Source organism: Streptosporangium heterodermiicola (genome assembly GCF_051390675.1).
GTDB lineage: Bacteria > Actinomycetota > Actinomycetes > Streptosporangiales > Streptosporangiaceae > Streptosporangium.
Genome location: NZ_JBPJSR010000004.1, coordinates 466,554 through 488,662 on the forward strand (window position 1 = coordinate 466,554; position 22,109 = coordinate 488,662).

The 22,109-nt window shown below is 71.4% G+C and carries 15 protein-coding genes; 10 read left to right on the forward strand and 5 right to left on the reverse strand.

Features of this window, described 5'->3' with window-relative positions:
• Positions 1-14 precede the first annotated feature (14 nt).
• Together ACSC1Q_RS12050 and ACSC1Q_RS12055 are read left to right on the forward strand one after the other, a co-directional pair.
• A complete protein-coding gene (locus tag ACSC1Q_RS12050; RefSeq protein WP_436758748.1) occupies positions 15-845 on the forward strand; it encodes a putative RNA methyltransferase in 831 nt (276 codons plus the stop codon).
• A gap of 176 nt (positions 846-1,021) precedes the next feature.
• The gene (locus ACSC1Q_RS12055) at positions 1,022-2,788 is read left to right on the forward strand and encodes a S9 family peptidase (RefSeq protein ID WP_436758749.1); all 1,767 of its coding nucleotides are present in this window, start codon (positions 1,022-1,024) and stop codon (positions 2,786-2,788) included.
• Positions 2,789-2,812: 24 nt separating this feature from the next.
• On the opposite strand, the gene ACSC1Q_RS12060 is transcribed toward ACSC1Q_RS12055, so the two are convergent.
• On the reverse strand, positions 2,813-4,351 hold the full coding sequence (locus ACSC1Q_RS12060) for a PP2C family protein-serine/threonine phosphatase (protein ID WP_436758750.1): 1,539 nt from the start codon (positions 4,349-4,351) through the stop codon (positions 2,813-2,815).
• Between the two features lie 120 nt (positions 4,352-4,471).
• Here ACSC1Q_RS12060 and ACSC1Q_RS12065 point away from each other — a divergent pair, with 120 nt between their 5' ends.
• A complete protein-coding gene (locus ACSC1Q_RS12065; RefSeq protein ID WP_436758751.1) occupies positions 4,472-8,647 on the forward strand; it encodes a HAMP domain-containing protein in 4,176 nt (1,391 codons plus the stop codon).
• A 3-nt stretch (positions 8,648-8,650) separates the two neighbouring features.
• Positions 8,651-9,283 (forward strand): response regulator, encoded by a 633-nt coding sequence (locus ACSC1Q_RS12070; protein WP_436758752.1) that lies wholly within the window; start codon positions 8,651-8,653, stop codon positions 9,281-9,283.
• Positions 9,284-9,311: 28 nt separating this feature from the next.
• Here ACSC1Q_RS12070 and ACSC1Q_RS12075 read toward each other — a convergent pair whose 3' ends face one another.
• Both ACSC1Q_RS12075 and ACSC1Q_RS12080 read right to left on the reverse strand, forming a co-directional pair.
• Complete coding sequence (locus ACSC1Q_RS12075) at positions 9,312-10,517, reverse strand: NYN domain-containing protein (RefSeq protein WP_436758753.1); 1,206 nt, start codon at positions 10,515-10,517, stop codon at positions 9,312-9,314.
• A 408-nt stretch (positions 10,518-10,925) separates the two neighbouring features.
• The gene (locus ACSC1Q_RS12080; protein ID WP_436758754.1) at positions 10,926-13,523 is read right to left on the reverse strand and encodes a zf-HC2 domain-containing protein; all 2,598 of its coding nucleotides are present in this window, start codon (positions 13,521-13,523) and stop codon (positions 10,926-10,928) included.
• A 170-nt stretch (positions 13,524-13,693) separates the two neighbouring features.
• Between ACSC1Q_RS12080 and pyrE the strand changes: the two genes are divergently transcribed.
• Positions 13,694-14,230 (forward strand): orotate phosphoribosyltransferase, encoded by a 537-nt coding sequence (pyrE, locus tag ACSC1Q_RS12085; protein WP_436758755.1) that lies wholly within the window; start codon positions 13,694-13,696, stop codon positions 14,228-14,230.
• 23 nt (positions 14,231-14,253) lie between these two features.
• Here pyrE and ACSC1Q_RS12090 read toward each other — a convergent pair whose 3' ends face one another.
• Entirely contained in the window at positions 14,254-14,679 is a 426-nt protein-coding gene (locus tag ACSC1Q_RS12090) for a hypothetical protein (protein ID WP_436758756.1), read from the reverse strand.
• Positions 14,680-15,060: 381 nt separating this feature from the next.
• Between ACSC1Q_RS12090 and fbaA the strand changes: the two genes are divergently transcribed.
• The 4 genes from fbaA to ACSC1Q_RS12110 all read left to right on the forward strand — a co-directional run bounded on the left by fbaA (position 15,061) and on the right by ACSC1Q_RS12110 (position 19,126).
• Positions 15,061-16,083 carry a class II fructose-bisphosphate aldolase gene (gene fbaA / locus ACSC1Q_RS12095; protein ID WP_436758757.1) on the forward strand — a complete coding sequence of 341 codons (1,023 nt, stop codon included), beginning with the start codon at positions 15,061-15,063 and terminating at the stop codon, positions 16,081-16,083.
• Between the two features lie 126 nt (positions 16,084-16,209).
• The gene (locus ACSC1Q_RS12100; protein ID WP_436758758.1) at positions 16,210-16,629 is read left to right on the forward strand and encodes a DUF3151 domain-containing protein; all 420 of its coding nucleotides are present in this window, start codon (positions 16,210-16,212) and stop codon (positions 16,627-16,629) included.
• Positions 16,630-16,825: 196 nt separating this feature from the next.
• Entirely contained in the window at positions 16,826-18,109 is a 1,284-nt protein-coding gene (locus tag ACSC1Q_RS12105; RefSeq protein WP_436758759.1) for an adenylosuccinate synthase, read from the forward strand.
• 90 nt (positions 18,110-18,199) lie between these two features.
• Entirely contained in the window at positions 18,200-19,126 is a 927-nt protein-coding gene (locus tag ACSC1Q_RS12110; protein WP_436758760.1) for a glycerophosphodiester phosphodiesterase family protein, read from the forward strand.
• Positions 19,127-19,135: 9 nt separating this feature from the next.
• On the opposite strand, the gene corA is transcribed toward ACSC1Q_RS12110, so the two are convergent.
• The gene (gene corA, locus ACSC1Q_RS12115) at positions 19,136-20,287 is read right to left on the reverse strand and encodes a magnesium/cobalt transporter CorA (protein ID WP_436758761.1); all 1,152 of its coding nucleotides are present in this window, start codon (positions 20,285-20,287) and stop codon (positions 19,136-19,138) included.
• 559 nt (positions 20,288-20,846) lie between these two features.
• On the opposite strand from corA, the gene purD reads away from it, so the two are divergent.
• Positions 20,847-22,079, forward strand: a complete 1,233-nt coding sequence (gene purD, locus ACSC1Q_RS12120; protein ID WP_436758762.1) for a phosphoribosylamine--glycine ligase — start codon at positions 20,847-20,849, stop codon at positions 22,077-22,079.
• The last annotated feature ends 30 nt before the right edge of the window (positions 22,080-22,109 follow it).

Consider the following 22,109-nt stretch of genomic DNA (forward strand, 5'->3'; position numbering starts at 1 on the left):
GAGATGATGGGGAGATGCTGGACGATGTCGTCGAACACCTCGCCTGCCCGGTCTGCCACGGCTCCCTGGAGCTCGGGGAGCGGGTCCTGCGGTGCGCCCTCGGGCACGGCTTCGACGTGGCCAGGCAGGGATACGTCAGCCTGCTGACCGGGTCCAGGGTGCCGGGGACGGCCGACAGCGCGGCCATGGTGGCGGCCAGGGACGCCTTCCTCGCCGCCGGGCACTACGCCCCGCTGGCGGAGGCGGTCGCGGGCGCCTGCCGTACCGGCGCGGAGGTGGTGGCGGACGCCGGTGCCGGGACGGGCCACTATCTCGCGCGGGCGCTCGACGGGCTGCCCGGGACCGCCGGGGTGGCGCTGGACGTCTCCAAGCACGCGATCAGGCGGGCCGCGCGGGCCCATCCCCGGCTGGGGGCGGTGGTGGCCGACGTGTGGAAGCCGTTGCCGCTGCGAGATGACACGATAGATGTGCTTCTCAATGTGTTCGCCCCTAGAAATGGGGCAGAGTTCGCACGAGTGCTCAAGGGGGACGGTGAGCTTGTAGTGGTCACGCCCACCTCGCGGCACCTATCGCCACTGGTGGAGCGCCTGGGGCTCCTGTCGGTGGACGACTCGAAGGAGCGGCGTGTGGCGGAGAGCCTGAACGATCACTTCGTCGAGACCGGCCGGAGCGCACTCGCGTTCGAGATGGCCCTGGGGCATGATGCGGTCGGGGCGGTCGTGGGAATGGGACCCAGCGCCTGGCACACGGATACGGAAGTTATGCGAAGAAAGATCGTAGAACTACCAGAAATGTGCCTTGTGGAAGCTTCTTTCCGTATGTCTATCTTTAAGCACCGCCTCTGAGCAAGCTGTGTGCTTGACAGCCCCCTTCGGGGCACCTGTTACTGATGTGACTTTTAGTCCGAAATTCCCCGACATTACTCAAGCAATTAGCCGGTGAAGACGCCATACTGGACCGCAATCCGGCGAGCCCGCGCCTGGACGCGTGTAGCTGATGCCTTGACGGAGGGAAGCGCCATATGAAGGCGGAGGAGCGCTGGCAGGCCAGGTTCCGTGCGCCGCGCGCGACGTTGCCCGCGTGGGCGGCCCAGGCTCCCAGCCGGTCCGTCTACCGCAGCAACGCCTCGGGGGCGTGGGAGGTCTACGCCTGGGACCGCGCGGGCGGCTCCGCCCGCCAGGCGACCTCCAGGCCCAAGGGCACCTCGCACGGCGCGATCGACCCCACCGGGCAGTGGATCTGGTGGTTCGACGACACCGACGGCGACGAGTGGGGCCGGTGGATGCGCCAGCCCTTCTACGGCGGCCCCGACCAGCCGGTCGACCTCCCTCCCGGCTTCCCCGCCGGGCTCGGGCTCTCGGCGACGGGTGACGCGGTCGTCGGCATGGCCAGGCCGGGGCAGGGCTTCACCATCCACCTCGTGCAGCCGGGCGAGCCCGCGCGGACGATCTACGAGCACACCGAGGCGGCCGCCGTCTCCGCAGTCTCCCTGGACGGCTCGCTGATCGCGATCAGCCACAGCGAGCGCGGCGACGCCCGGCACCCCGGGCTGCGCGTGCTCAGGCGCAACGGCGACGTCGTCGGCGACCTGCACGACGAGCCCGGCAAGGGGGTCGTCGGCCTGCGCTTCGCGCCGGTGTCCGGAGACCGCCGCCTGCTCACCCTGCACGAGCGCAGGGGCCGCCGCGAGCCCCTCGTCTGGGACCCCGAGACCGGCGACCAGCGGGAGATCTGGCTGCGCGACCCGGGCGAGATCACCGCCGACTGGTACGACGACGGCCGCTCGCTGCTCGTCGTGCGCGGCAACCGGGGCCGCACCTACCTGACCCGCTACGACCTTCCCGGCGGCGGGTTCTTCCCGATCGAGACCCAGCACGGCGTGATCGACGCCGCCGCGCCCCGCCCCGACGGCTCCGTCGAGTACTCCTGGTCCAGCGGGGCCCACCCGCCGCTGATCCGGTCGACCAGCGGCCACGTGGTGATGAACCACGGCGGCCCCACCTCGCCCCCGTCGGTCCCGGTCGAGGACGTGGACGTGGAGGGTCCCGGCGGGCGCATCCACGCCCTGGTCTCCCGCCCCGAACGCGGCTCCGGCCCCTTCCCCACGGTCTTCATGCTGCACGGCGGGCCCACCGCCCAGGACGACGACTCCTTCGTGCCCCAGGTGGCCGCCTGGGTGGACCTCGGCTTCGCGGTCGTACGGGTCAACTACCGGGGCTCCAGCGGATACGGCTCGGCCTGGCGCAACGCCCTGCACGGCGACGTCGGGCACATCGAGCTGGCCGACGTGGCCGCCGTCAGGGACACCATGGTCGACCGCGGCGTCTCCGACCCCGACAGGCTGGTGCTGTCCGGCGCCTCCTGGGGCGGCTATCTCACGCTGCTCGGCCTGGGCACCCAGCCCAAGATGTGGGCGGCGGGCATCGCCACGGTGCCGATCGCCGACCACGTCGCCGCCTACCGGGAGGAGACGGAGGCGCTCCGCTCCTACCACCGCGCGCTGCTCGGCGGCTCACCCGACGAGCAGCCCGATCGGTACGTGAACAGCTCGCCGATCACCTACGTCGACCAGGTCGAGGCCCCGCTGCTGGTCCTCGCCGGGGAGAACGACCCGCGCTGCCCGATCGGGCAGATCGAGACGTACGTGGCCCGGCTCGCCGAGCGCGACCACGAGCACCGGGTGTACCGCTACGACGCGGGCCACGGCTCCCTGGTCGTCTCCGAGCGGATCGCGCAGATGTCGGCCCAGCTGGAGTTCGCCAGGAAGCACGTGAAGACCGACATCTAGCCCGCACCGCCTCGGGCGGGCCCGTCAGCGGGCCCGCAGGACCACGATCGCCATGTCGTCGGCGCTCGGCTCGGGGGCGAAGTCCTGGACCGCGCGGCGGATCCGCTCGGCGACCGCCCGCGCCGACAGCCCCGCGCACTCGGCGAGCAGCTTGGCCAGCCCCGCGTCGTCGTCGAGCAGCCGCCCGTCCCTGCGGCGCTCGGTGACCCCGTCGGTCACCGCGAGGAGCACGTCACCGGGGTCGAGGTGGACCAGCTCCGCCTTGAAGGTCGCCTCGGGGAAGACGCCCAGCAGCGACTGCGAGGTCACCACGGGCTCCACGACGCCGCTGGGCCGCAGCCGCAGCGCCTCCGGGTGCCCGGCGGAGACCATCGCCACGTCCAGGCCGGTCGGCACGGGCGTGATCTCCCCGTGCAGCAGCGTCAGGAAGCGGGCGCGCTCACCCTCCTCCAGGATGGCCTGGTTGAGGCGGTCGAGGACGGCCGCCACCCCGTACCCCTCCCGCGAGAGCAGGCGCAGGGTGTGGCGGGCGAGGCCGGTGACCGCGGCGGCCTCGGGGCCGGTCCCGCAGACGTCGCCCACCGCGAACCGCCAGGAGCCGTCTCCGGCCGCGAAGAGGTCGTAGAAGTCGCCGCCGACCTCGTTGGTCTCCCCGGCCGGCTCGTAGACCACCGCGGGGTCCAGGCCGGGGATCTCGCCGGGCTCGTCGGGAGGGAGCAGGCTGCGCTGCAGGGCCCGGTTGGCGGCCGCCTGGGTGGCGTACAGCAGGGCGTTGTCCAGGGCGAGCGCGGCGCGGCGGCCGATGTCCTCGGCGTACTGGAAGACGTCCTCGGCGAACCGGTCGGGCCGCCCCAGGCACATCGCGCCCAGCGTGCGCCCGCGCGCGAGGAGCGGGATGACCAGCATCTGCGAGTCGGCGAGCTGCATGGACCCGCCGGTCTGCGGGATCTGGACGCTGGCGAGCTCCTCCCTGAGCTCGTCGATGCGCCGCTCGTCGGTGTGCCAGAGGTAGGCTGGACGCTGCGGGCCGCCGCCGTTGCTCCATGTGTAGACGGCACACCAGGTGGCCAGCCGCGGCACCACGATCTGCGAGATGATCGCGGGCACCATGTCGGGATCGAGGGTGCCCGCCAGCAGATCGCTGGCGTCGGCGAGAAAACCCATCCATATCGGCCCGCGGTTGGGTTCCTCGGCGGTCCACTCCGAGGACGGCCGCCCGGAGGAGCCGGGCAGCCGGATCCTGGCCCAGTGCGTGCGCTGCTGACCGGCGAAGGTGACACCCCATTCCTCCACCGGTACGGACGGGGCACCGGGGCTCCTGTCGGGGGCCTGCTTCTGGCGCACCTCTATCTGCAGCCCGTCGCCCAGATGGCTCCAGACGATCTCGAACGGGACGTCGGTCACCTGCGACGACAACTCGGCCGCGAGCCGCTCGGCGACCGCCAGAACGGACGCGGCGGCCCAGGCGGTCATCACCTCGATGGTGAACCGCCTGGCGGCGGGAACGGCCGTGTGTCCCGGGGCGAAGGTCGCCGCCAGGACGGCTCGTGGAGCACTGGTCACTGTTCCGTGACTACCACACTTCCCGTTGACATGGGGTGAATCGAAGGTGGGACTACACATTGCGCACCGTGACAGACTGGGGTGACTCACGGCTGCGCCCCCGGGAGTCAAGGAGGTCATATGACCACGGTCAACACCGTGCCCGACGTCGAGGAGCGACGTTACAGCGAATCCGACCTGCGACCGATCCTGCAGACGCTGATCACCTGGCGCGACGGTGACTTCCGCCGCCGGGTGCCGCACGCCCCGCCGGGAATCCTCAGCGAGATCCGCCTGCTGCTCAACGAGGTGGCCGACCGCCGCGAGCACCTGGCCAACGAGCTGCACCGGGTGCGCCGCGAGGTGGTGAAGGAGGGCCGCTTCGGCGAGCGCCTCACCCCCGGTCCGGGCGTCGGTTCGTGGGCCGAGAGCGTCGATTCGGTCAACACGCTGATCGACGCGCTGGTGGGCCCGGTCAGCGGGGCCGCGGACGTGATCGACGCGGTGGCCAAGGGTGATCTGTCCCGCCGGATCGATCTCGACCGCGGTGCCAGGGGCGAGGTGCGCCGCCTCGGCAAGGCGATCAACGGCATGGTCGACCAGCTGTCGCTGTTCACGTCCGAGGTGACGCGGGTGGCCAGGGAGGTCGGCACCGAGGGCCGCCTGGGCGGCCGGGCGAACGTGCGCGGCATGTCGGGGAGCTGGCGCGATCTCACCGAGGCCGTCAACACCATGTCCAGCCGCGTGTCCGCGCAGGTCCGCGACATCGCCGCGGTGACCACCGGGGTCGCGCGGGGCGACCTGAGCCGCAAGGTCACCGTCGACGCGGTCGGCGAGATGTTCGAGCTGAAGAACACCGTCAACACCATGGTCGACCAGCTGCTGGCGTTCGCCGAGGAGGTCACCCGCGTCGCCCGAGAAGTCGGCACCGAGGGCCAGCTCGGCGGCCAGGCGCAGGTGCGGGGCGTCTCGGGGGTCTGGAAGGACCTGACCGACAACGTCAACGTGATGGCGGGAAACCTGACCACCCAGGTCCGCGCCATCGCGGCGGTCTCCACGGCGGTGGCGCAGGGTGACCTGTCCAAGAAGATCACCGCGGACGCCCAAGGTGAGATCCTCCAGCTCAAGGACACCCTGAACACCATGGTGGACCAGCTGTCGATGTTCGCCGACGAGGTCACCCGGGTGGCCCGCGAGGTCGGCACCGAGGGCCAGCTCGGCGGCCAGGCCCGCGTACGCGGCGTCTCCGGCGTCTGGAAGGACCTCACCGACAACGTCAACTCCATGGCCAACAACCTGACGTACCAGGTCCGCAACATCGCCGAGGTCACCACCGCGGTCGCCAACGGGGACCTGACCCGCAAGATCGACGTGAACGCCCAGGGCGAGATCCTCGCCCTGAAGACCACGATCAACACCATGGTCGACCAGCTGTCGTCCTTCGCCTCCGAGGTGAGCCGGGTCGCCCGCGAGGTCGGCTCGGAGGGCCAGCTCGGCGGGCAGGCGCAGGTGCCCGGCGTCTCCGGCACCTGGAAGGACCTCACCGACAACGTCAACGTGATGGCGAACAACCTGACCACCCAGGTCCGCCAGATCGCCGCGGTCTCCACCGCCGTCGCCCAGGGCAACCTGTCCAAGAAGATCACCGCGGACGCGCAGGGCGAGATCCTCCAGCTCAAGGACACCCTGAACACCATGGTGGACCAGCTGTCGATGTTCGCCGACGAGGTCACCCGCGTCGCCCGAGAAGTCGGCACCGAGGGCCAGCTCGGCGGCCAGGCCCGCGTACGCGGCGTCTCCGGCGTCTGGAAGGACCTCACCGACAACGTCAACTCCATGGCCAACAACCTGACGTACCAGGTCCGCAACATCGCCGAGGTCACCACCGCGGTGGCGTCCGGGAACCTGACCCGCAAGATCGACGTGAACGCCCAGGGCGAGATCCTCGCCCTGAAGACCACGATCAACACCATGGTCGACCAGCTGTCGTCCTTCGGCGCCGAGGTCACCCGCGTCGCCCGCGAGGTCGGTTCCGAGGGCAAGCTGGGCGGCCAGGCGCGCGTCGAGGGCGCCGAGGGCATCTGGAAGCGTCTCACCGACAACGTCAACGAGCTCGCCGCCCGCCTCACCACCCAGGTCCGCGCCATCGCCGAGGTCACCACCGCCGTCGCCACCGGTGACCTGACCCGTTCCATCACCGTCGACGCCGAGGGCGAGATCGGCGAGCTGAAGGACAACATCAACATGATGGTGGCGGTGCTGCGCGACACCACCACCGCCAACCAGGAGCAGGACTGGCTGAAGTCCAACCTGGCGAGGATCTCCCGCCTCATGCAGGGCCACCGCGACCTGATGGAGGTCGCCAAGCTCATCATGAGCGAGCTGACCCCGCTGGTGTCGGCCCACTACGGCGCCTTCTACCTCGCCGAGCCCACCGGCGACCACGACCTGCACCTCATCGCCGGGTACGGCGCCCGCCCCGGCAACGGCCCCAGGCAGCGGTTCGCGACCGGCGAGGGCATCGTGGGCCAGGCCGCGATGGAGGGCCGGGGGATCGTCCTCGGCAACGTGCCCGCCCGCTACCTGACCGTCGACACCGGCCTGAGCACCTCCACCCCGGCGCAGATCGTCGTGCTGCCGGTCCTGTTCGAGACGCAGGTGCTCGGCGTGCTGGAGCTGGCCTCGTTCAGCGAGTTCAGCGAGATCCACCACGACTTCCTGAACCAGCTCGTCGAGACCATCGGCGTCACGATGAACACGATCATCGCCAACTCCAGGACCGAGGACCTGCTGACCGAGTCGCAGCGCCTCACCACCGAGCTGCGGGAGCGCTCCGACGAGCTCCAGCGCCAGCAGGAGGAGCTGCGCCACTCCAACGCCGAGCTGGAGGACAAGGCCGCGCTGCTGGCCAAGCAGAACCGGGCCATCGAGATCCAGAACTTCCAGATCGAGCAGGCCCGCCGCACGCTGGAGGAGCGCGCCGAGCAGCTCGCGGTCTCCTCCCGTTACAAGTCCGAGTTCCTCGCCAACATGTCCCACGAGCTGCGCACCCCGCTGAACAGCCTCCTCGTGCTGGCCAAGCTGCTCACCGAGAACGCCGAGGGCAACCTCACCGCACAGCAGGTGGAGTTCGCCAGGACCATCCACGGCGCCGGCTCGGCCCTGCTGCAGCTGATCAACGACATCCTCGACCTGTCGAAGGTCGAGGCGGGCCGGATGGACGTCCACCCCCAGCAGATCTCGCTCCCCAAGCTCGTCGACTACTTCGAGGCCACCTTCGCGCCGCTCGCCCAGGACAAGGGCCTGTCGTTCACCGTCGAGGTCGACCCCTCGGTCCCGCAGGAGCTCCGCACCGACGAGCAGCGCCTCCAGCAGGTGCTGCGCAACCTGCTCTCCAACGCGATCAAGTTCACCCCCAAGGGAGAGGTCCGGCTGCGCGTGATCCACGCCAGGCGCGCCGTCTCCTTCGTGGACGACACCCTGCGCGGCGCCGACGGCATCCTCGCCTTCGAGGTGGTCGACACCGGCATCGGGATCGCCTCCGACAAGCTGGAGGTCATCTTCGAGGCGTTCCGCCAGGCCGACGGGACCACCAGCCGCAAGTACGGGGGGACGGGCCTGGGCCTGTCCATCTGCCGCGAGATCGCCCGCCTGCTCGGCGGCGAGATCCACGTGGTCAGCGAGGTCGGCGAGGGCAGCACCTTCACCCTCTACCTGCCCCCGTCGTACGGCGGGCCGCTGGCCTCGCGCGACGGCGGGGCGAGCGCCCCCAGCTCCTCCCCCCGCGAACCGGCGCTCATCGGCGCGCTGGAGGGACCGGACGACCTGCCGGAGCTGACGTTCAACGACGACATGCCCCTGCCGCAGTTCCCGCAGGGCGAGGGCAAGCCGTGGAAGGGCGACGACCCGCTGACCGGGGCGAAGATCCTGATCGTGGACGACGACATCCGCAACGTGTTCGCGCTGACCAGCGTGCTCGAACGCTACGGCTCCACGGTGATCTACGCCGAGAACGGCCGCGAGGGCATCGAGCAGCTCGAACGCAACGAGGACGTCGCCCTCGTCCTGATGGACATCATGATGCCGGAGATGGACGGCTGGGCCACCACCTCCGCGATCCGCAGGATGCCCCAGTTCGCGGACCTGCCGATCATCGCGCTAACCGCTAAGGTCATGCGAGGCGACCGGGAGAAGAGCATCGCGTCCGGCGCCTCCGACTACGTGCCCAAGCCCGTGGACGTCGACCGCCTCCTGGAGAGGTTGCGCGGCTGGCTGACCCGGGGCAAGCCGGCCGGCGACTCCAACGAAGGCGTGTGATCGATGCCGGACAGAGCCAAGATCCTCCTGGTGGACGACCGGGAGGAGAACCTGATCGCGCTTGAGGCCATTCTCAGCTCGCTCGATCTGATACCCGTCCGGGCGAAGTCGGGGGAGGAGGCGCTGAAGGCGCTGCTCGGCACGGAGTTCGCGCTGATCCTGCTCGACGTCCGGATGCCGGGCATGGACGGGTTCGAGACGGCGGCCCACATCAAGCGCCGCGAGCGCACCCGCAACATCCCGATCATCTTCCTGACCGTGGTCGACAGCGCGCCCGACTACGCCTTCCGCAGCTACGCCGCGGGCGCCGTCGACTACCTCACCAAGCCCTTCGACCCGTGGGTGCTCCGGGCCAAGGTCGCGGTGTTCGTGGAGCTCTACAACATGAACCGCAGGCTGGCCGAGCAGGCCACCATGCTCCGCGAGCGCCTCGGCACGGAGCTGCCGCCCGGTGAGGCGTCGGACCAGGCCGCCGTGCTGCCCGAGCTGTCCAGGCGCCTGACCGCCGTCGAGGAGGAGCTCGGCCGGGTCGCCGAGCTGACCCGCAAGAGCGGCGACCACAGCCTCGCGGGCCCGATGGCCGACCTGTCCAACCGCCTCAACCACCTGCGCGCGGGCTTCGACGCCCTCACCTGACAGGCGTTCCCGCCGGTGCGGTGGGTCCTCAGCGGCGGGCGCGCTCCAGGGCGTCCCAGAAGCCTCGGCGCAGGGCGTGGCGGACCTCGTCGTGCAGGAGGAAGTCGATCGGCAGGGAGGAACCCTGGAGCAGGCGGGCCTCCAGGTCCGAGGGCATCCGGGGCTTGCGGGCGAGGACCGCCTCCAGCCACAGGGCGGGCGCGTCCTTGGCCACGGACTCGCCGAAGTCGTGGCCCTCCTTGTGGGCGGCCTGCACCGCGTCGGAGAGCGTCGTCGCGGTGCCGATGCTCTGCGGGGGGACGGGGGCCGCCTGGGGACCGGTGTAGGCGCCCATCTGCGGGGCCTGGTAACTCGGCATGCCGCCGGTGTTGCCCAGTGAGTACTGGGGCGCGGCCGGCAGCGGGCCGGTCTGGGTGCTGCCGGTGGCCGCGTGCGAGGGCGTGGAGGCGGGCGGGGGCGGCGGGGGTGGCGGAGCGGCGGGAGTGACCGGGGTGATCGGCGACTCCTGGGTGTAGCTCGGGTAGGCCGAGGGCGGCGAGGGCGGCGAGGGCTGGGCGTGTGCCGCGCGGGAGGTCTGCACCGCGGGGATGGGGCTGGTGGCCGGGGCGCCGTTGCTCACGCCGGCGCCGCGCGAGGTGGCGGACTGGCCGTTGACGGAGCCGTGCTGGTGGCCGTTGGTCACCAGGGCGGGCACGTCGCCGCTGAGCACGCTGACGTGGGGGCGCAGATGACCGGCGCCGATCTCGATCAGGTCGTCGCACTCCTGGCGCAGCGTACGGGAGACGGCCCAGCTGCCGTCGGCGCTGATGTGGACCACGGTGACCCGGACGCCGAGGTCCTGGGCGTCGCAGACGACCTGCGCCAGGTCCTCGTCACCGCTGACCACGACCGCGTCGCAGACCGCGCCGTTGCGGGCCAGCGTCATCAGGTCGCGGTGGACCTGGGCGTCGACGCCCTCGCGGCGGCCGGGGCGGATGCGCGACAGGCGGAGCTTGAGGCCGGGAATGTCGGCCAGCGTGTCGTGCTCCGGGGTGCGGCGGCCCTCGACGGTCGCCTCGTACCAGTAACAGCGCAGCAGCGGCAGGCCGGTGCGCTCTCTCGACAGTTTGTTGAGCAGCTGGAGCAGCCCCGGGTAGTCCCAGGAGACGGACTCGCGGTGGCGGGTACCGTGCACCGCCATCGCGCCGTCGGCCAGCAGGTAGCCGGCGTCCACGAACAGCGCGCAACGATCCACACGACACCGCCCTTCCTACGTAGCCCGACCCTTCGGTTCAGACAAGCCTGAAAGAACCCCTAAGAGACCGGACAGACGGCCCTTCCTCAGGGTAATCAAGCAGCTGACCATCCGAGGGTGAATCCCGACGATTCCACCCGCGCTCGACCATACGCTGGATCGTTCACGCAGACCGTACCAGTTTGTCCCGTTCGTGGACCCCCTCGGCGGGGTGCCACTCGGTCGGGTTTCCCGCCGCCCCGCCACATGTGTCCCCGCACCCCGCATGACGCCCTCACCGCACAACGAACCCGGGCGAACAGTGCGCCCCCTCCACCACCGGGGACGCCCGCGAGGACACCCGCGGCGAACGCGGCCGGACATCTCCTCAGGTCGCGAAGGTCGCGGCCGTCACGCCCGTCACGGCCGTCACGGCGCGGTCCGCACGCTCACCGCCGCCGCGCCGAACAGCAGGACGTCCTGGCGCGTGCTCAGCTCCAGCACCGGGTCGCGGCCGAGGGGCGCCCGGAAGCGGTCCACGTCCGTGCCGAAGGTCGTGCCGGTGCCCCTCGCCCCGGCGGCGGACCCGTCGAAGGGGTTGCGCGGGTCCCGCTCCCCGCCCGCGGGCCGCAGGGGCCGTCCGCCGAGCCTCACCCGGTCACCCATGACGCCCGCGTCACCCTCCCAGGTCACCAGGGCCAGCCTCGCGGGCGCGCCGGAACCGGAGGGGGTCAGCCCTCCGAGCGGTATCCGCGCCGAGCGGTGCCCCCCGTCCAGCACCGTCGCGGTGTCCACGACGACGGCCTGGCTGTACGGCCGGCGCGGATCGGCCACGATGATCACCAGGCTCCAGCCGGCATGGCGCGCCACCCCGGCCCGCACCGAGGCGTCGGCCACCCAGTACGTCCCGCGGACCGTGCCCACCAGCCGCGTCACGTCGGCGAACGCCTGGTAGCCGCGTCCGGCGGGCAGCTCACGCTCCACCACCTGCGTGGCCCTGACCTGCCGGTACCGTTCCTCGCCCGGCACCCTGAGCTTGATCCGCCCGCTGGGTGGCGCGCTCGCCGACCAGTAGAGTCCAGCCCAGACCACCTTGCTCGCCGCGGGCAGGACGAGCCTGGCGGCACTCGAACTGCTCGTCGACAGGTCCCCGTCACGGTCGAGGGGACGCATCTCCCAGCTGTTGTTGTCGCGCCTGCCACCCCGCCGCGAGTGGGCGGCCTCGCACGCGGGCTCCGAGGACGCGCAGCTCATCAGGGTGTTGCCGATCGCGGAGACGGCCACCCTGCCGTCGGTGGCGAACCTGGCCGGGGCACCCGTCGCCCGTACCCCGCCGCGCGACCTCGCCGCCACCCGCGTCCCCGCGGTGGAGACCGTGACCGAGGGCACCGCGCCGTAGGGCGCGTCGCCCGACACCAGGACCCTCAGGAAGACCGCCGTGGCCCGGCCCGCCGGCAGCGGGCCGCGTACGCACCGGGCGCCCCGGCTCCTCGCCCGGCAGGACCAGCCGTCGACCGTGCCGACCGGCGTGACACCGCCGACGGCGTTTCCCCTGCGGGCCCCGGACGGCAGCGTCACGCCCCGTGGCAGGCCGACGTCGGCGACGACCTCGCCGCTCTGCCCCTGGCCCGCGTTGCGCAGCCGCACCGCGACGATTCCGGCCTCGGACCTGACCAGGGCGCCGAGCGCGTCGATCCTGGCCACCAGGCGAGGGGCGAGCCAGGAACCCGTCCGGCCGTCCTGCCCCGCTCCGGCCGTCCCCCGCGGTTCGCCGCTCCCGCTCTCCGCCGCGCCGGGACTCGTCGTACCGCCGGATCCGGGCGTCGTCCCGGTCTCGGCGGGCTCGCGGTCGGGGCCCGCCGACGGACCCGGGAGCGGCGGTACGGGCGAGACGGGGGTGTCCGGCTCGCCCGGGGACTCGCCCGGAGCGGGGGAGGTGGGCGCGGGGGCCACGACGATCGGCTCGGAGGCCGTGCTCGGCCGGGGGACGGGCCCCTCGGCCGACACCAGCACGAGGGCCGCGACCACCGCGAGCGCGGTGGCCGTCGCACCGGTCACGACGGCGCGCCGTACGGACCGGGGAGCCCGGTGCCAGCGTCCGGACAGCCCGCCACCCGCCGTGGCGCCCATCCTGGCGAGTGCCGTCAGGTAGGCGGGGAACGCGGGACCGGCGACGAGCGGTCCGATCACGGAGCGGACGCCCTGGCCGATGCCGGTCAGCTCCGCGAGCACCGCGCGGCAGCCGGAGCAGCCGTCCAGGTGCCCGTCGATGACCCTGCCCTGTTCCCTGGGCAGGCCGCCACGGGTGTAGGGCCCCAGCCTGGTCAGCACGGGCCTGCACTCGGGGGCGGACGTCTCGGCCAGGTGGATGCGCAGGCACGCCTGGCGCGTCCCCTCCCGTGCCCGGTGGGCGAGCGCGGCCGCCCCGTTGACCGTCAGGCCCAGCAGCAGCCCGACGTCCTCGGCCCTCAGCCTCTCGACCTCGGCGTGCCACAGGACGAACTGCCACCGCTCGGGCAGGGAGAGGAACGCCCTCGCCACCGGCGAGCGTTCCAGGCCCTCCACGGACGGGTCGACGAGAAACGCGCGCGGACCGAAGGGGATCTCCCCGTCCGCCCGCTCGTCGACCTCCCCCTCCCCCGGCTCATCGGCCTCCGCCCGTTCGCCGGTCTCCCCCTCCGCCCTCTCCCCACCGGATTCGGGGACGGCGGCCGACGGGTCGTTCCCCGCGTCGGTCGTGACGGCCATGTCCGGACGGGCGCCGGCGGTGCGGCGGAGGGTGGTGAGCAAATAAGCGCGGAAGGCCTGTTCCGGGCCGTGCCCCTGGGCGATCACGCGGTGGACCCCGGCGAACGTCCTCTCCACGACGTCCACGGCGTCGGCCTCGGTCTCGCCCGGCAGGAGCAGGCGGGCCAGGGCACGCGCGGCGGGGGCGTGTCGCTGATGGAGCACCCGGTAGGCGGCCACGTCGCCGTTCCTGGTGGCAGCCAGCAGTTCAGCGTCGCCTTGAGATGTTTTCACACTCATTGTGACCTCATCATTACCCGGAGTTGCCTGCCGGATAATCCCGCAGTACGCGCCGCGAGTAAACCCGGATCGCACTTTTGCCACCCCCGGCCCGAAATCCGCGTTACGGCAGCCCGGTTCCCCGGCGGGGCCCGATCGGACGGCTTCCCGGACCGCCCTAACCTTGTGCCATGAGCGATCGCGAGAACCTGCTGACGGAGATCAAGGGCAAGGCCGTGGTGCACGGCAAGGTCGTGCTGTCCTCGGGCGTGGAGGCCGACTTCTACGTGGACATGCGCAGGGTGACCCTCGACGGGCAGGCCGCGCCGCTGGTGGGGCGGGTCATGCTGGACATCACCGAGGACCTCGGCTACGAGGCGGTCGGCGGCCTGACGCTGGGCGCCGACCCGGTGGCGACCGCCATGATGCACGCGGCGGCCGCGCGAGGCCGGAGGCTCGACACGTTCGTGGTCCGCAAGGCGCAGAAGACCCACGGCATGCAGCGCCGGATCGAGGGGCCGGACGTGTCGGGGCGGCGGGTGCTGGTGGTCGAGGACACCTCCACCACCGGCGGATCCCCGCTGACCGCCGTGGAGGCGCTGCGCGAGGCGGGCGCCGAGGTCGTGGCGGTCGCCACGATCGTGGACCGGGGGGCCGCCCCGGCGATCGCCGGGGCCGGGCTGCCGTACCTGACCGCCTACACCCTCGCCGACCTCGGCCTGGCCTAGAGCCGCGTACGGGGGGCCGGGGGCTAGTCGCGGGAGACCGTGAACTCCTGGCGCTCCCCCGCCTTGCCCGGGGAGCGGACGGCCCCGTTCACCTGGACGCGGACGGCGGCGGAGTCGGCCAGGACGACGTCGACCTTGGTGTCGAAGGACTGGAACCGCTCGCCGCGTACCAGCTCCCTGTCGAGGAGCACGTCGCCCCCGGTGACCTTCAGGAAGACCGTGGGGCAGTGCTCCCGCAGGCACTCGACGTGGACCGTCGGGACGCGCTCGGGGGTGGCGGAGGAGGGCGGGGAGGCGGCGGCGGGCGACACGCCGGTCGAGGAGGCGGGCGGCGCGGCCGTCTCCGCGCCGGAGCCCAGGCTGCCGAACAGCGAGAGCGCTCCGAACACGATCAGGGCGACGAGCGCCAGCACCGCCAGTCCGACGAGGACCAGGCGCGCGATACCCATGGGGTCAGACCTGTGGCGTCCCACACAGTGGAGGTTAGCGGTTCGTGAGGAGATTTCACGACCGACCCGGCGGAGTTTCACGACCGACCTGGCGGATCCGTCGGGAAGACCGGCGATCTGGAAGATCGTCCGCTCCCGCCCAGGTCGTGCGCCCCCCGGACCCTCCGGCCGGGGAAGGACCGGGGAAGGGCTGGGGAAGGACCGGAGACGGGTCGGAGACGGGCCGGGGATAGGTTGGAGACACGGCCGGGTACACATCGGTACGGACCGAAGTGGCACCCGAGCTATCCGGCCGGGCACGAACCCGGGATACTGGCCTACGGGCTATGTCCTCATAGCCACGCGCCAGCTGTTCACAGCCGTCTCCAGGGAGATGACCCGATGCCTATCGCTACTCCAGAGGTCTACGCCGAGATGCTCGACCGGGCAAAAGCAGGCGGTTTCGCCTACCCGGCCATCAACGTGACCTCATCACAGACCCTCAACGCGGCGCTCAGGGGGTTCGCCGAGGCGGAGAGCGACGGCATCGTCCAGGTGTCGACCGGCGGCGCCGACTTCCTCTCGGGCACCACGGTCAAGAACATGGTGACCGGCTCGGTGGCCCTGGCGGAGTACGCCCGCGTCGTCGCGGCCAACTACCCCGTGACGATCGCCCTGCACACCGACCACTGCCCCAAGGACAAGCTGGCCGGTTTCGTACGCCCGCTGCTCGACATCTCCCTTGAGAGGGTGGCCAGGGGCGAGGACCCCCTCTTCCAGTCGCACATGTGGGACGGCTCCGCCGTACCGCTGGACGAGAACCTGGAGATCGCCAAGGAGCTCCTGGAGAAGACGGCCCGCGCGCGGATCGTCCTCGAAGTGGAGATCGGCGTGGTCGGCGGCGAGGAGGACGGCGTCGTCGGCGAGATCAACGAGAAGCTCTACACCACCACCGAGGACGCCCTCGCGACCGCCGAGGCCCTGGGCCTGGGCGAGCGGGGCCGCTACATGCTCGCCGCGACCTTCGGCAACGTGCACGGCGTCTACAAGCCGGGCCACGTCAAGCTCCGCCCGAGCGTGCTCAAGGAGATCCAGGACGCGGTCAGCGCCAAGTACGGCACGGAGAAGCCCTTCGACCTGGTCTTCCACGGCGGCTCCGGCTCGCTGCTGGAGGAGATCCACGAGGCCATCTCCTACGGCGTGGTGAAGATGAACATCGACACCGACACGCAGTACGCCTTCACCCGCCCGATCGTCGAGCACATGTTCAAGAACTACGACGGCGTGCTCAAGGTCGACGGCGACGTCGGCAACAAGAAGGTGTACGACCCCCGCTCGTACGGCAAGGCCGCCGAGACCTCGATGGCCGCGCGCATCGTCGAGGCCGCCCAGCACCTGAAGTCCGCGGGCACCAAGATCTCCTAGGCCCCGAAGGGGTCACGCCACACAAGGCCCGGAAAGGGTCACGACAGGGATCACGAGACCGGCCTCCGGAAAGACTCCGGGGGCCGATCTTGGCCTGACGCGGGTACACCGGGTAGGACTGTCGTTATGGAATCGCACGAGAATCTCCTCGCCGGCCCGCCGCCCACCCTGCTCCCGGACCTGCCCGAGGCCCGCGAGGCACTGGAATCCGGCGCCCAAGCATCCGACGTCGCCGCGCGTTTCCCCGCGTACCCGGCCGCCTGGGCCGTGCTCGCGGACGAGTACTTCGCGGCGGGGCACGCCGTGACGTCGTACGCCTTCGCCCGCACCGGCTACCACCGCGGCCTGGACCAGCTCCGCAGGTCGGGCTGGAAGGGGCACGGCCCGATTCCCTGGCGGCACCTTCCCAACCAGGGGTTCCTGCGCTGCCTGCACGCGCTGGCCCGCGCCGCCCAGAGCATCGGGGAGAAGGAGGAGGCCGAGCGGTGCTTCCAGTTCCTGAAGGACTCCAGCGCCGAGGCCTCCGAGGAGCTGACCAGCCGCTGACCGGCCGGTCTCCCGTCCCCCGATCCGCCCCGCTGAGCCGCTGATCAGCTTCCGATCCGCCCCCGGGATCTCTCGCCGCCCCCTCTTTCGCAAGGTGGGAGATCCCCATTTCGGACGCCGTCGGGTATTCTCTCCACGCAAGAGCCCCTGTCGCGATTGCGCCAGGGGTTTTCGTTTTTGTGGTGGGAGACTCACGATGCCGGCTGTCGTTCTCGTTGGTGCCCAGTGGGGCGATGAGGGCAAGGGTAAGGCGACCGACCTGCTTGGGGACCAGGTCGACTACGTCGTCAGATACCAGGGAGGCAACAACGCGGGCCACACGGTCGTCATCGGCGACCAGAAGTACGCCCTGCACCTGCTGCCCACGGGGGTGCTCTCCCCGAACGTCGTCCCGGTGATCGGCAACGGCGTCGTCATCGACCCGGGCGTGCTGCTGAGCGAGATCGACGGGCTGGAGGCCCGCGGGGTCTCCTCCGAGCGTCTGCTGATCTCCGCCAACGCGCACCTGATCATGCCCCACCACAAGGCCCTCGACAAGGTCACCGAGCGCTACCTCGGCAAGGCCAAGATCGGCACGACCGGGCGCGGCATCGGTCCCGCGTACGGCGACAAGATCTACCGGATGGGCGTGCGGGTCCAGGACCTGCTGGACCCGGGCATCCTGCAGAAGAAGATCGAGGTCGCGCTGGGCGAGAAGAACCAGATCCTCACCAAGATCTACAACCGCAGGGCGATCGACGCGGGCAAGGTCCTGGACGAGTATCTCGGCTACGCCGAGCGCCTCACGCCGCACATCGCCGACACCTCGCTCATCCTCAACCGGGCGCTGGACGACGACAAGGTCGTGCTGCTCGAAGGCGGGCAGGGCAACCTGCTCGACATCGACCACGGCACCTACCCCTTCGTCACCTCCTCCTCCCCGACGAGCGGCGGCGCCTGCTCGGGCTCCGGCATCCCGCCGACCCGGCTCACCGGCGTGATCGGCATCCTGAAGGCGTACACCACGCGCGTCGGCTCCGGCCCGTTCCCGACCGAGCTCGACGACGAGATGGGCGAGTGGCTGCGCACCACCGGCGGCGAGTACGGGGTGACCACCGGGCGCAACCGCCGCTGCGGCTGGTTCGACGCGGTGATCGCCCGCTACGCCAGCCGGATCAACGGGATCACCGACTACTTCCTCACCAAGCTGGACGTGCTGTCCGGCCTGGACACGATCCCCGTCTGCGTCGCCTACGAGGTCGACGGCGTCCGCCACGACGAGATCCCGATGACCCAGACCGACTTCCACCACGCCACGCCGGTGTACGAGGAGTTCCCCGGCTGGAAGGAGGACATCACCGGTGCCCGCAGCTTCGAGGACCTGCCCGCCAACGCCCAGGCGTACGTGAAGGCCCTGGAGGAGATGAGCGGCGCCAGGATCTCGGCCGTCGGGGTCGGCCCCGGCCGCACCGAGACGCTCCAGATCCACTCGATGCTCTAAGCGGGTTTCTGCCGGTACGGCCCGCGCCCGGCGTCGCCGAGGCGCGAGCCGTACCGGACGATCGGCGCTCGGGGTGGATAAGGTCCCTGTGTGCATGCCGAGATTCACGGTCACCGCGGCGCCCGCGGGCTCCGTCCCGAGAACACCCTGCCCGGCTTCGCCCACGCCCTGGAACTGGGTGTCGACGCGCTGGAGCTCGACGTCGCGCTCACGGCCGACCGGCGGCTGGTGCTCACCCACGATCTCACCGTGTCGGCGGTGACCAGCGCCGACGTCCGTCCCGCCTTCCGCGACGACCCCGCCTTCCCGTACGTGGGCCGGCCCGTCGGCGCGCTCACGCTGGCGCAGCTGCGCACGCTGGAGTGCGGGGTGCGGGTGCCGCGTAACCCCGACGACCGGTTCGCGCCGACCCAGCTGCCGGTGCCGAACACCCGGATGCCGACCCTGGGCTCCGTGCTGGGGCTGATGGACGCGTACGGCGCCGACGGGGTGCGGGTGCACGTGGAGCTGAAGTCCGACCCGACCAGGCCCGAGCTGAGCGCCGACCCCGCCGAGTTCACCGAGATGGTGGTCGCCGAGCTCGACCGGCACCGCAGGCTCGGCAGGGCGGCGATCCTCAGCTTCGACTGGCGCGTCCTGCGGATCGCCCGCTCGCTCACCCCCTCGACCCCGCGGTACGCCCTGATCGAGCGCGCGACCATGGACAGCGCCTGGCTCGACGGTCTCCGCCTGGACGACTTCGGCGGCGACGTCCCGGCCGCCGCCGCCGAGGCCGGGGGCACCACGCTCTCCCCCGAGCACGTGATGGTCGACCGGGAGTTCGCCGGGCGGGCCGAGAAGGCCGACCTGCCGCTGGCCGTGTGGACGGTCAACGACCCGGGACGGGCCGCGGAGCTGCTCGACCTCGGGGCGGCCGCGATCGTCACCGACTATCCCGACCGGATGATCGCCCTGTGGGCCGAGCGGGGCATGCCCGTCCCCCGGCCGGTCACCCCCGCGCGTCCGCTGAGCGCCTGAGAGGCCGGGTCACATCCAGCCGTTGCGGCGGAAGCCCCGGTAGAGCAGCGTGCAGGCGATGACCATCACGCCGATCACCAGCGGGTAGCCGAAGACGGAGTCGAGCTCGGGCATGTGCTCGAAGTTCATCCCGTAGATGCCGGCGATCATCGTGGGGACGGCCATGATGGCGACCCACGAGGAGATCTTGCGCATGTCCTCGTTGGCGAGCGCGTTGGAGCGGGCGAGCGCCGCCTGCAGTATCGAGTTGCAGAGCTCGTTGGACGACTCGACCTGCTCGCAGACGCGGGCCAGGTGGTCGACGACGTCGCGGAAGTACTCGCGCATCTCGGAGGGGATCATCCGGCGCTGGGCCAGCGTGGACATCGGCGACTGGAGCGGCATGACGGACCGCTTCATCTCGATCATCTCGCGCTTGAGGTTGTAGATCCGGCCGATGTCGCGGGCGCTGACGTCGGCGAAGACCATGGCCTCGACGTCCTCCAGCTCGGCCTGCATCCGGTCGGCGACGCTGAGGTACCTGTCGACGACGTGGTCGGCGATCGCGTGCAGCACGCCGGTGGGACCCCGGTTGAGGAGCTTGGGCTTGTCCTCCAGGCGGGCGCGCACCTCCGAGAGGGGGCAGTGGCTGCCGTGGCGCACGGTCACCACGAAGTCGGGGCCGACGAACACCATGAGCTCGCCGGTGCCGATGATCTCGCTGGTGGCGGTCAGCACCTCGTGGTCGATGTAGGCGACGGTCTTCAGGACCACGAAGATCGAGTCGCCGTAGCGCTCGACCTTGGGCCGCTGGTGAGCCTTGACGGCGTCCTCGACGGCGAGCGGGTGCAGGGCGAAGACCTCCGCCAGCCACTCGACCTCGGGGGCGTCGGGCTCGTGCAGGCCGACCCAGACGAAGGCGTTGCCCTTGCTGGAACCGCCCGAGTCTCCGTCGGAGGCCGCTTCGACGGCCGCGTTGTGGGCGCGGACGATCTCCAGGGCGTCGGGGATGCCCAGGGTGTCGATCTTCTTGCCGCCGACGTAGGCGGCGTACTCGACGAGCGAGTCGCTCGGCGGGACGCAGACGCCGGTCATCCGCTCACGGAGCGAGACGGCGGGCGCGTGCGCGGCACGGATCGTACGGGTGTGCTTGATACGGGGAAAAAGAAGCGAGGAGCGCATGGCGAGCCTTTCCCGCCCAACCTGGCGGGATCCACACGCGATGCGATGTCACCCCCGGTGAGGGAGGCGATGCGTGTGGCGCCGGTCGGGCACCGAGATGGGGTGGTCGAGGGTGCGCACAGCAGGCGTGCGCGAGCACGTACTGCTGGGATCGCCAGAGGACATCCCGAACCACCTCCAATCAGCAAGAGACACGCAAAGCCACCCAAAAGCTAACACGATTGGGGGGATGTCTCTCAGTTTACTCCCAGGTTCAAGTGTTGATCATGCACAACCAGACAAAATTCACACGTCCTTTACGGCATCATCCCCGCGTGCGGGCACCCGGAGTTGTCCACAGGCTGTGGACAACCTCGCGAACCCGGGCCCGGCCTCCCGGAGAACCGGCCTCCCGGGGCTCGGCCGACAGGACCGTCCGGCGACCGGACCGGGCCCGCGGGCGAGGCGGTGACGGGGAAGGCATGGCGGACGCGGGCCCGGGAAGCCGTCCTGGCCGCGAGACCAGGGGCGGCGGAGGCGAGACCGAGGGGCAGGCCCGGAGGGCGATAGGCTCTGACGAGTGCGCGTTCTTGTGATTGGATCCGGCGGGCGTGAGCATGCCCTGTGCCGGTCGCTGGCGGCCGACCCCCAGGTCACCGAGGTCCACTGTGCTCCGGGAAACGCGGGGATCGCGCGGGTCGCGACCCTGCACCCGGTGGCGCCGGCCGACCCGGCCTCGGTCACCGGGCTGGCGGAGGGCCTCCGGGCGGACCTGGTCGTGATCGGCCCCGAGGCCCCCCTGGTCGCCGGGGTCGCCGACGCCGTCAGGGAGGCCGGGATCCCCTGCTTCGGGCCCTCGCGCGAGGCCGCGCTGATCGAGGGTTCCAAGGCCTTCGCCAAGGACGTCATGGTCGCGGCGGGCGTTCCCACCGGGCGGTCGCACACCTGCGTCACGCCCGAGGAGGTCGCCGCCGCGCTCGACGAGTTCGGCACGCCGTACGTGGTCAAGGACGACGGCCTGGCCGCGGGCAAGGGCGTGGTGGTCACCGGTGACCGCGACGAGGCGCTCCGGCACGCCGCCGCCTGCGGGCGGGTGGTGATCGAGGAGTTCCTCGACGGTCCCGAGGTGTCGCTGTTCGCGCTCTGCGACGGCTCCACCGCCGTGCCGCTCCAGCCCGCCCAGGACCACAAGCGCGCCTACGACGACGACCAGGGCCCCAACACCGGCGGGATGGGCGCCTACACCCCGCTGCCGTGGGCGCCGGACGACCTCGCCGACCAGGTGATGGCCGAGACCGTCATGCCGACCGTGACCGAGCTGGCCAGGCGCGGCACTCCGTACACGGGGGTGCTGTACGTGGGGCTGGCCCTCACGTCCAAGGGCCCGAAGGTGATCGAGTTCAACGCCAGGTTCGGCGACCCGGAGACCCAGGTCGTGCTGGACCGGCTGGAGACGCCCCTCGCCGCCCTGCTGCTCGCCTGCGCGAACGGGACGCTCGACCGGTTCGGGCCGCTCTCCTACCGCGACGGCGCCGCGGTGACCGTGGTGATCGCCGCGGAGAACTACCCCGGGGAGCCGGTGAAGGGCGACGTGATCGAGGGCCTGTCCGACCCGGTCGAGGACGCCTACGTGCTGCACTCGGGCACCGCCCGCGACGGCGACCGGATCGTCTCCAACGGGGGCCGGGTGCTCAGCGTGGTCGGCACCGGGCCCGACGTCCCCGCGGCCCGCGCGGCGGCCTACGAGGCCGTGGAGCGCATCCGGATGCGCGGCTCGCACCACCGCACCGACATCGCGGGCCGCGGCGCCTGAACCCCGGTTTTCCCCGGAGGCGTAGCGCCT

Bases quoted from the DNA above. Each gene is read 5' to 3' on its own strand.
- ACSC1Q_RS12050 (WP_436758748.1), top strand. From the start codon at position 15: ATGCTGGACGATGTCGTCGAACACCTCGCCTGCCCGGTCTGCCACGGC.
- ACSC1Q_RS12055 (WP_436758749.1), top strand. From the start codon at position 1,022: ATGAAGGCGGAGGAGCGCTGGCAGGCCAGGTTCCGTGCGCCGCGCGCG.
- ACSC1Q_RS12065 (WP_436758751.1), top strand. From the start codon at position 4,472: ATGACCACGGTCAACACCGTGCCCGACGTCGAGGAGCGACGTTACAGC.
- ACSC1Q_RS12070 (WP_436758752.1), top strand. From the start codon at position 8,651: ATGCCGGACAGAGCCAAGATCCTCCTGGTGGACGACCGGGAGGAGAAC.
- ACSC1Q_RS12080 (WP_436758754.1), bottom strand. From the start codon at position 13,523: ATGAGTGTGAAAACATCTCAAGGCGACGCTGAACTGCTGGCTGCCACC.
- pyrE (WP_436758755.1), top strand. From the start codon at position 13,694: ATGAGCGATCGCGAGAACCTGCTGACGGAGATCAAGGGCAAGGCCGTG.
- ACSC1Q_RS12090 (WP_436758756.1), bottom strand. From the start codon at position 14,679: ATGGGTATCGCGCGCCTGGTCCTCGTCGGACTGGCGGTGCTGGCGCTC.
- fbaA (WP_436758757.1), top strand. From the start codon at position 15,061: ATGCCTATCGCTACTCCAGAGGTCTACGCCGAGATGCTCGACCGGGCA.
- ACSC1Q_RS12100 (WP_436758758.1), top strand. From the start codon at position 16,210: ATGGAATCGCACGAGAATCTCCTCGCCGGCCCGCCGCCCACCCTGCTC.
- ACSC1Q_RS12105 (WP_436758759.1), top strand. From the start codon at position 16,826: ATGCCGGCTGTCGTTCTCGTTGGTGCCCAGTGGGGCGATGAGGGCAAG.
- corA (WP_436758761.1), bottom strand. From the start codon at position 20,287: ATGCGCTCCTCGCTTCTTTTTCCCCGTATCAAGCACACCCGTACGATC.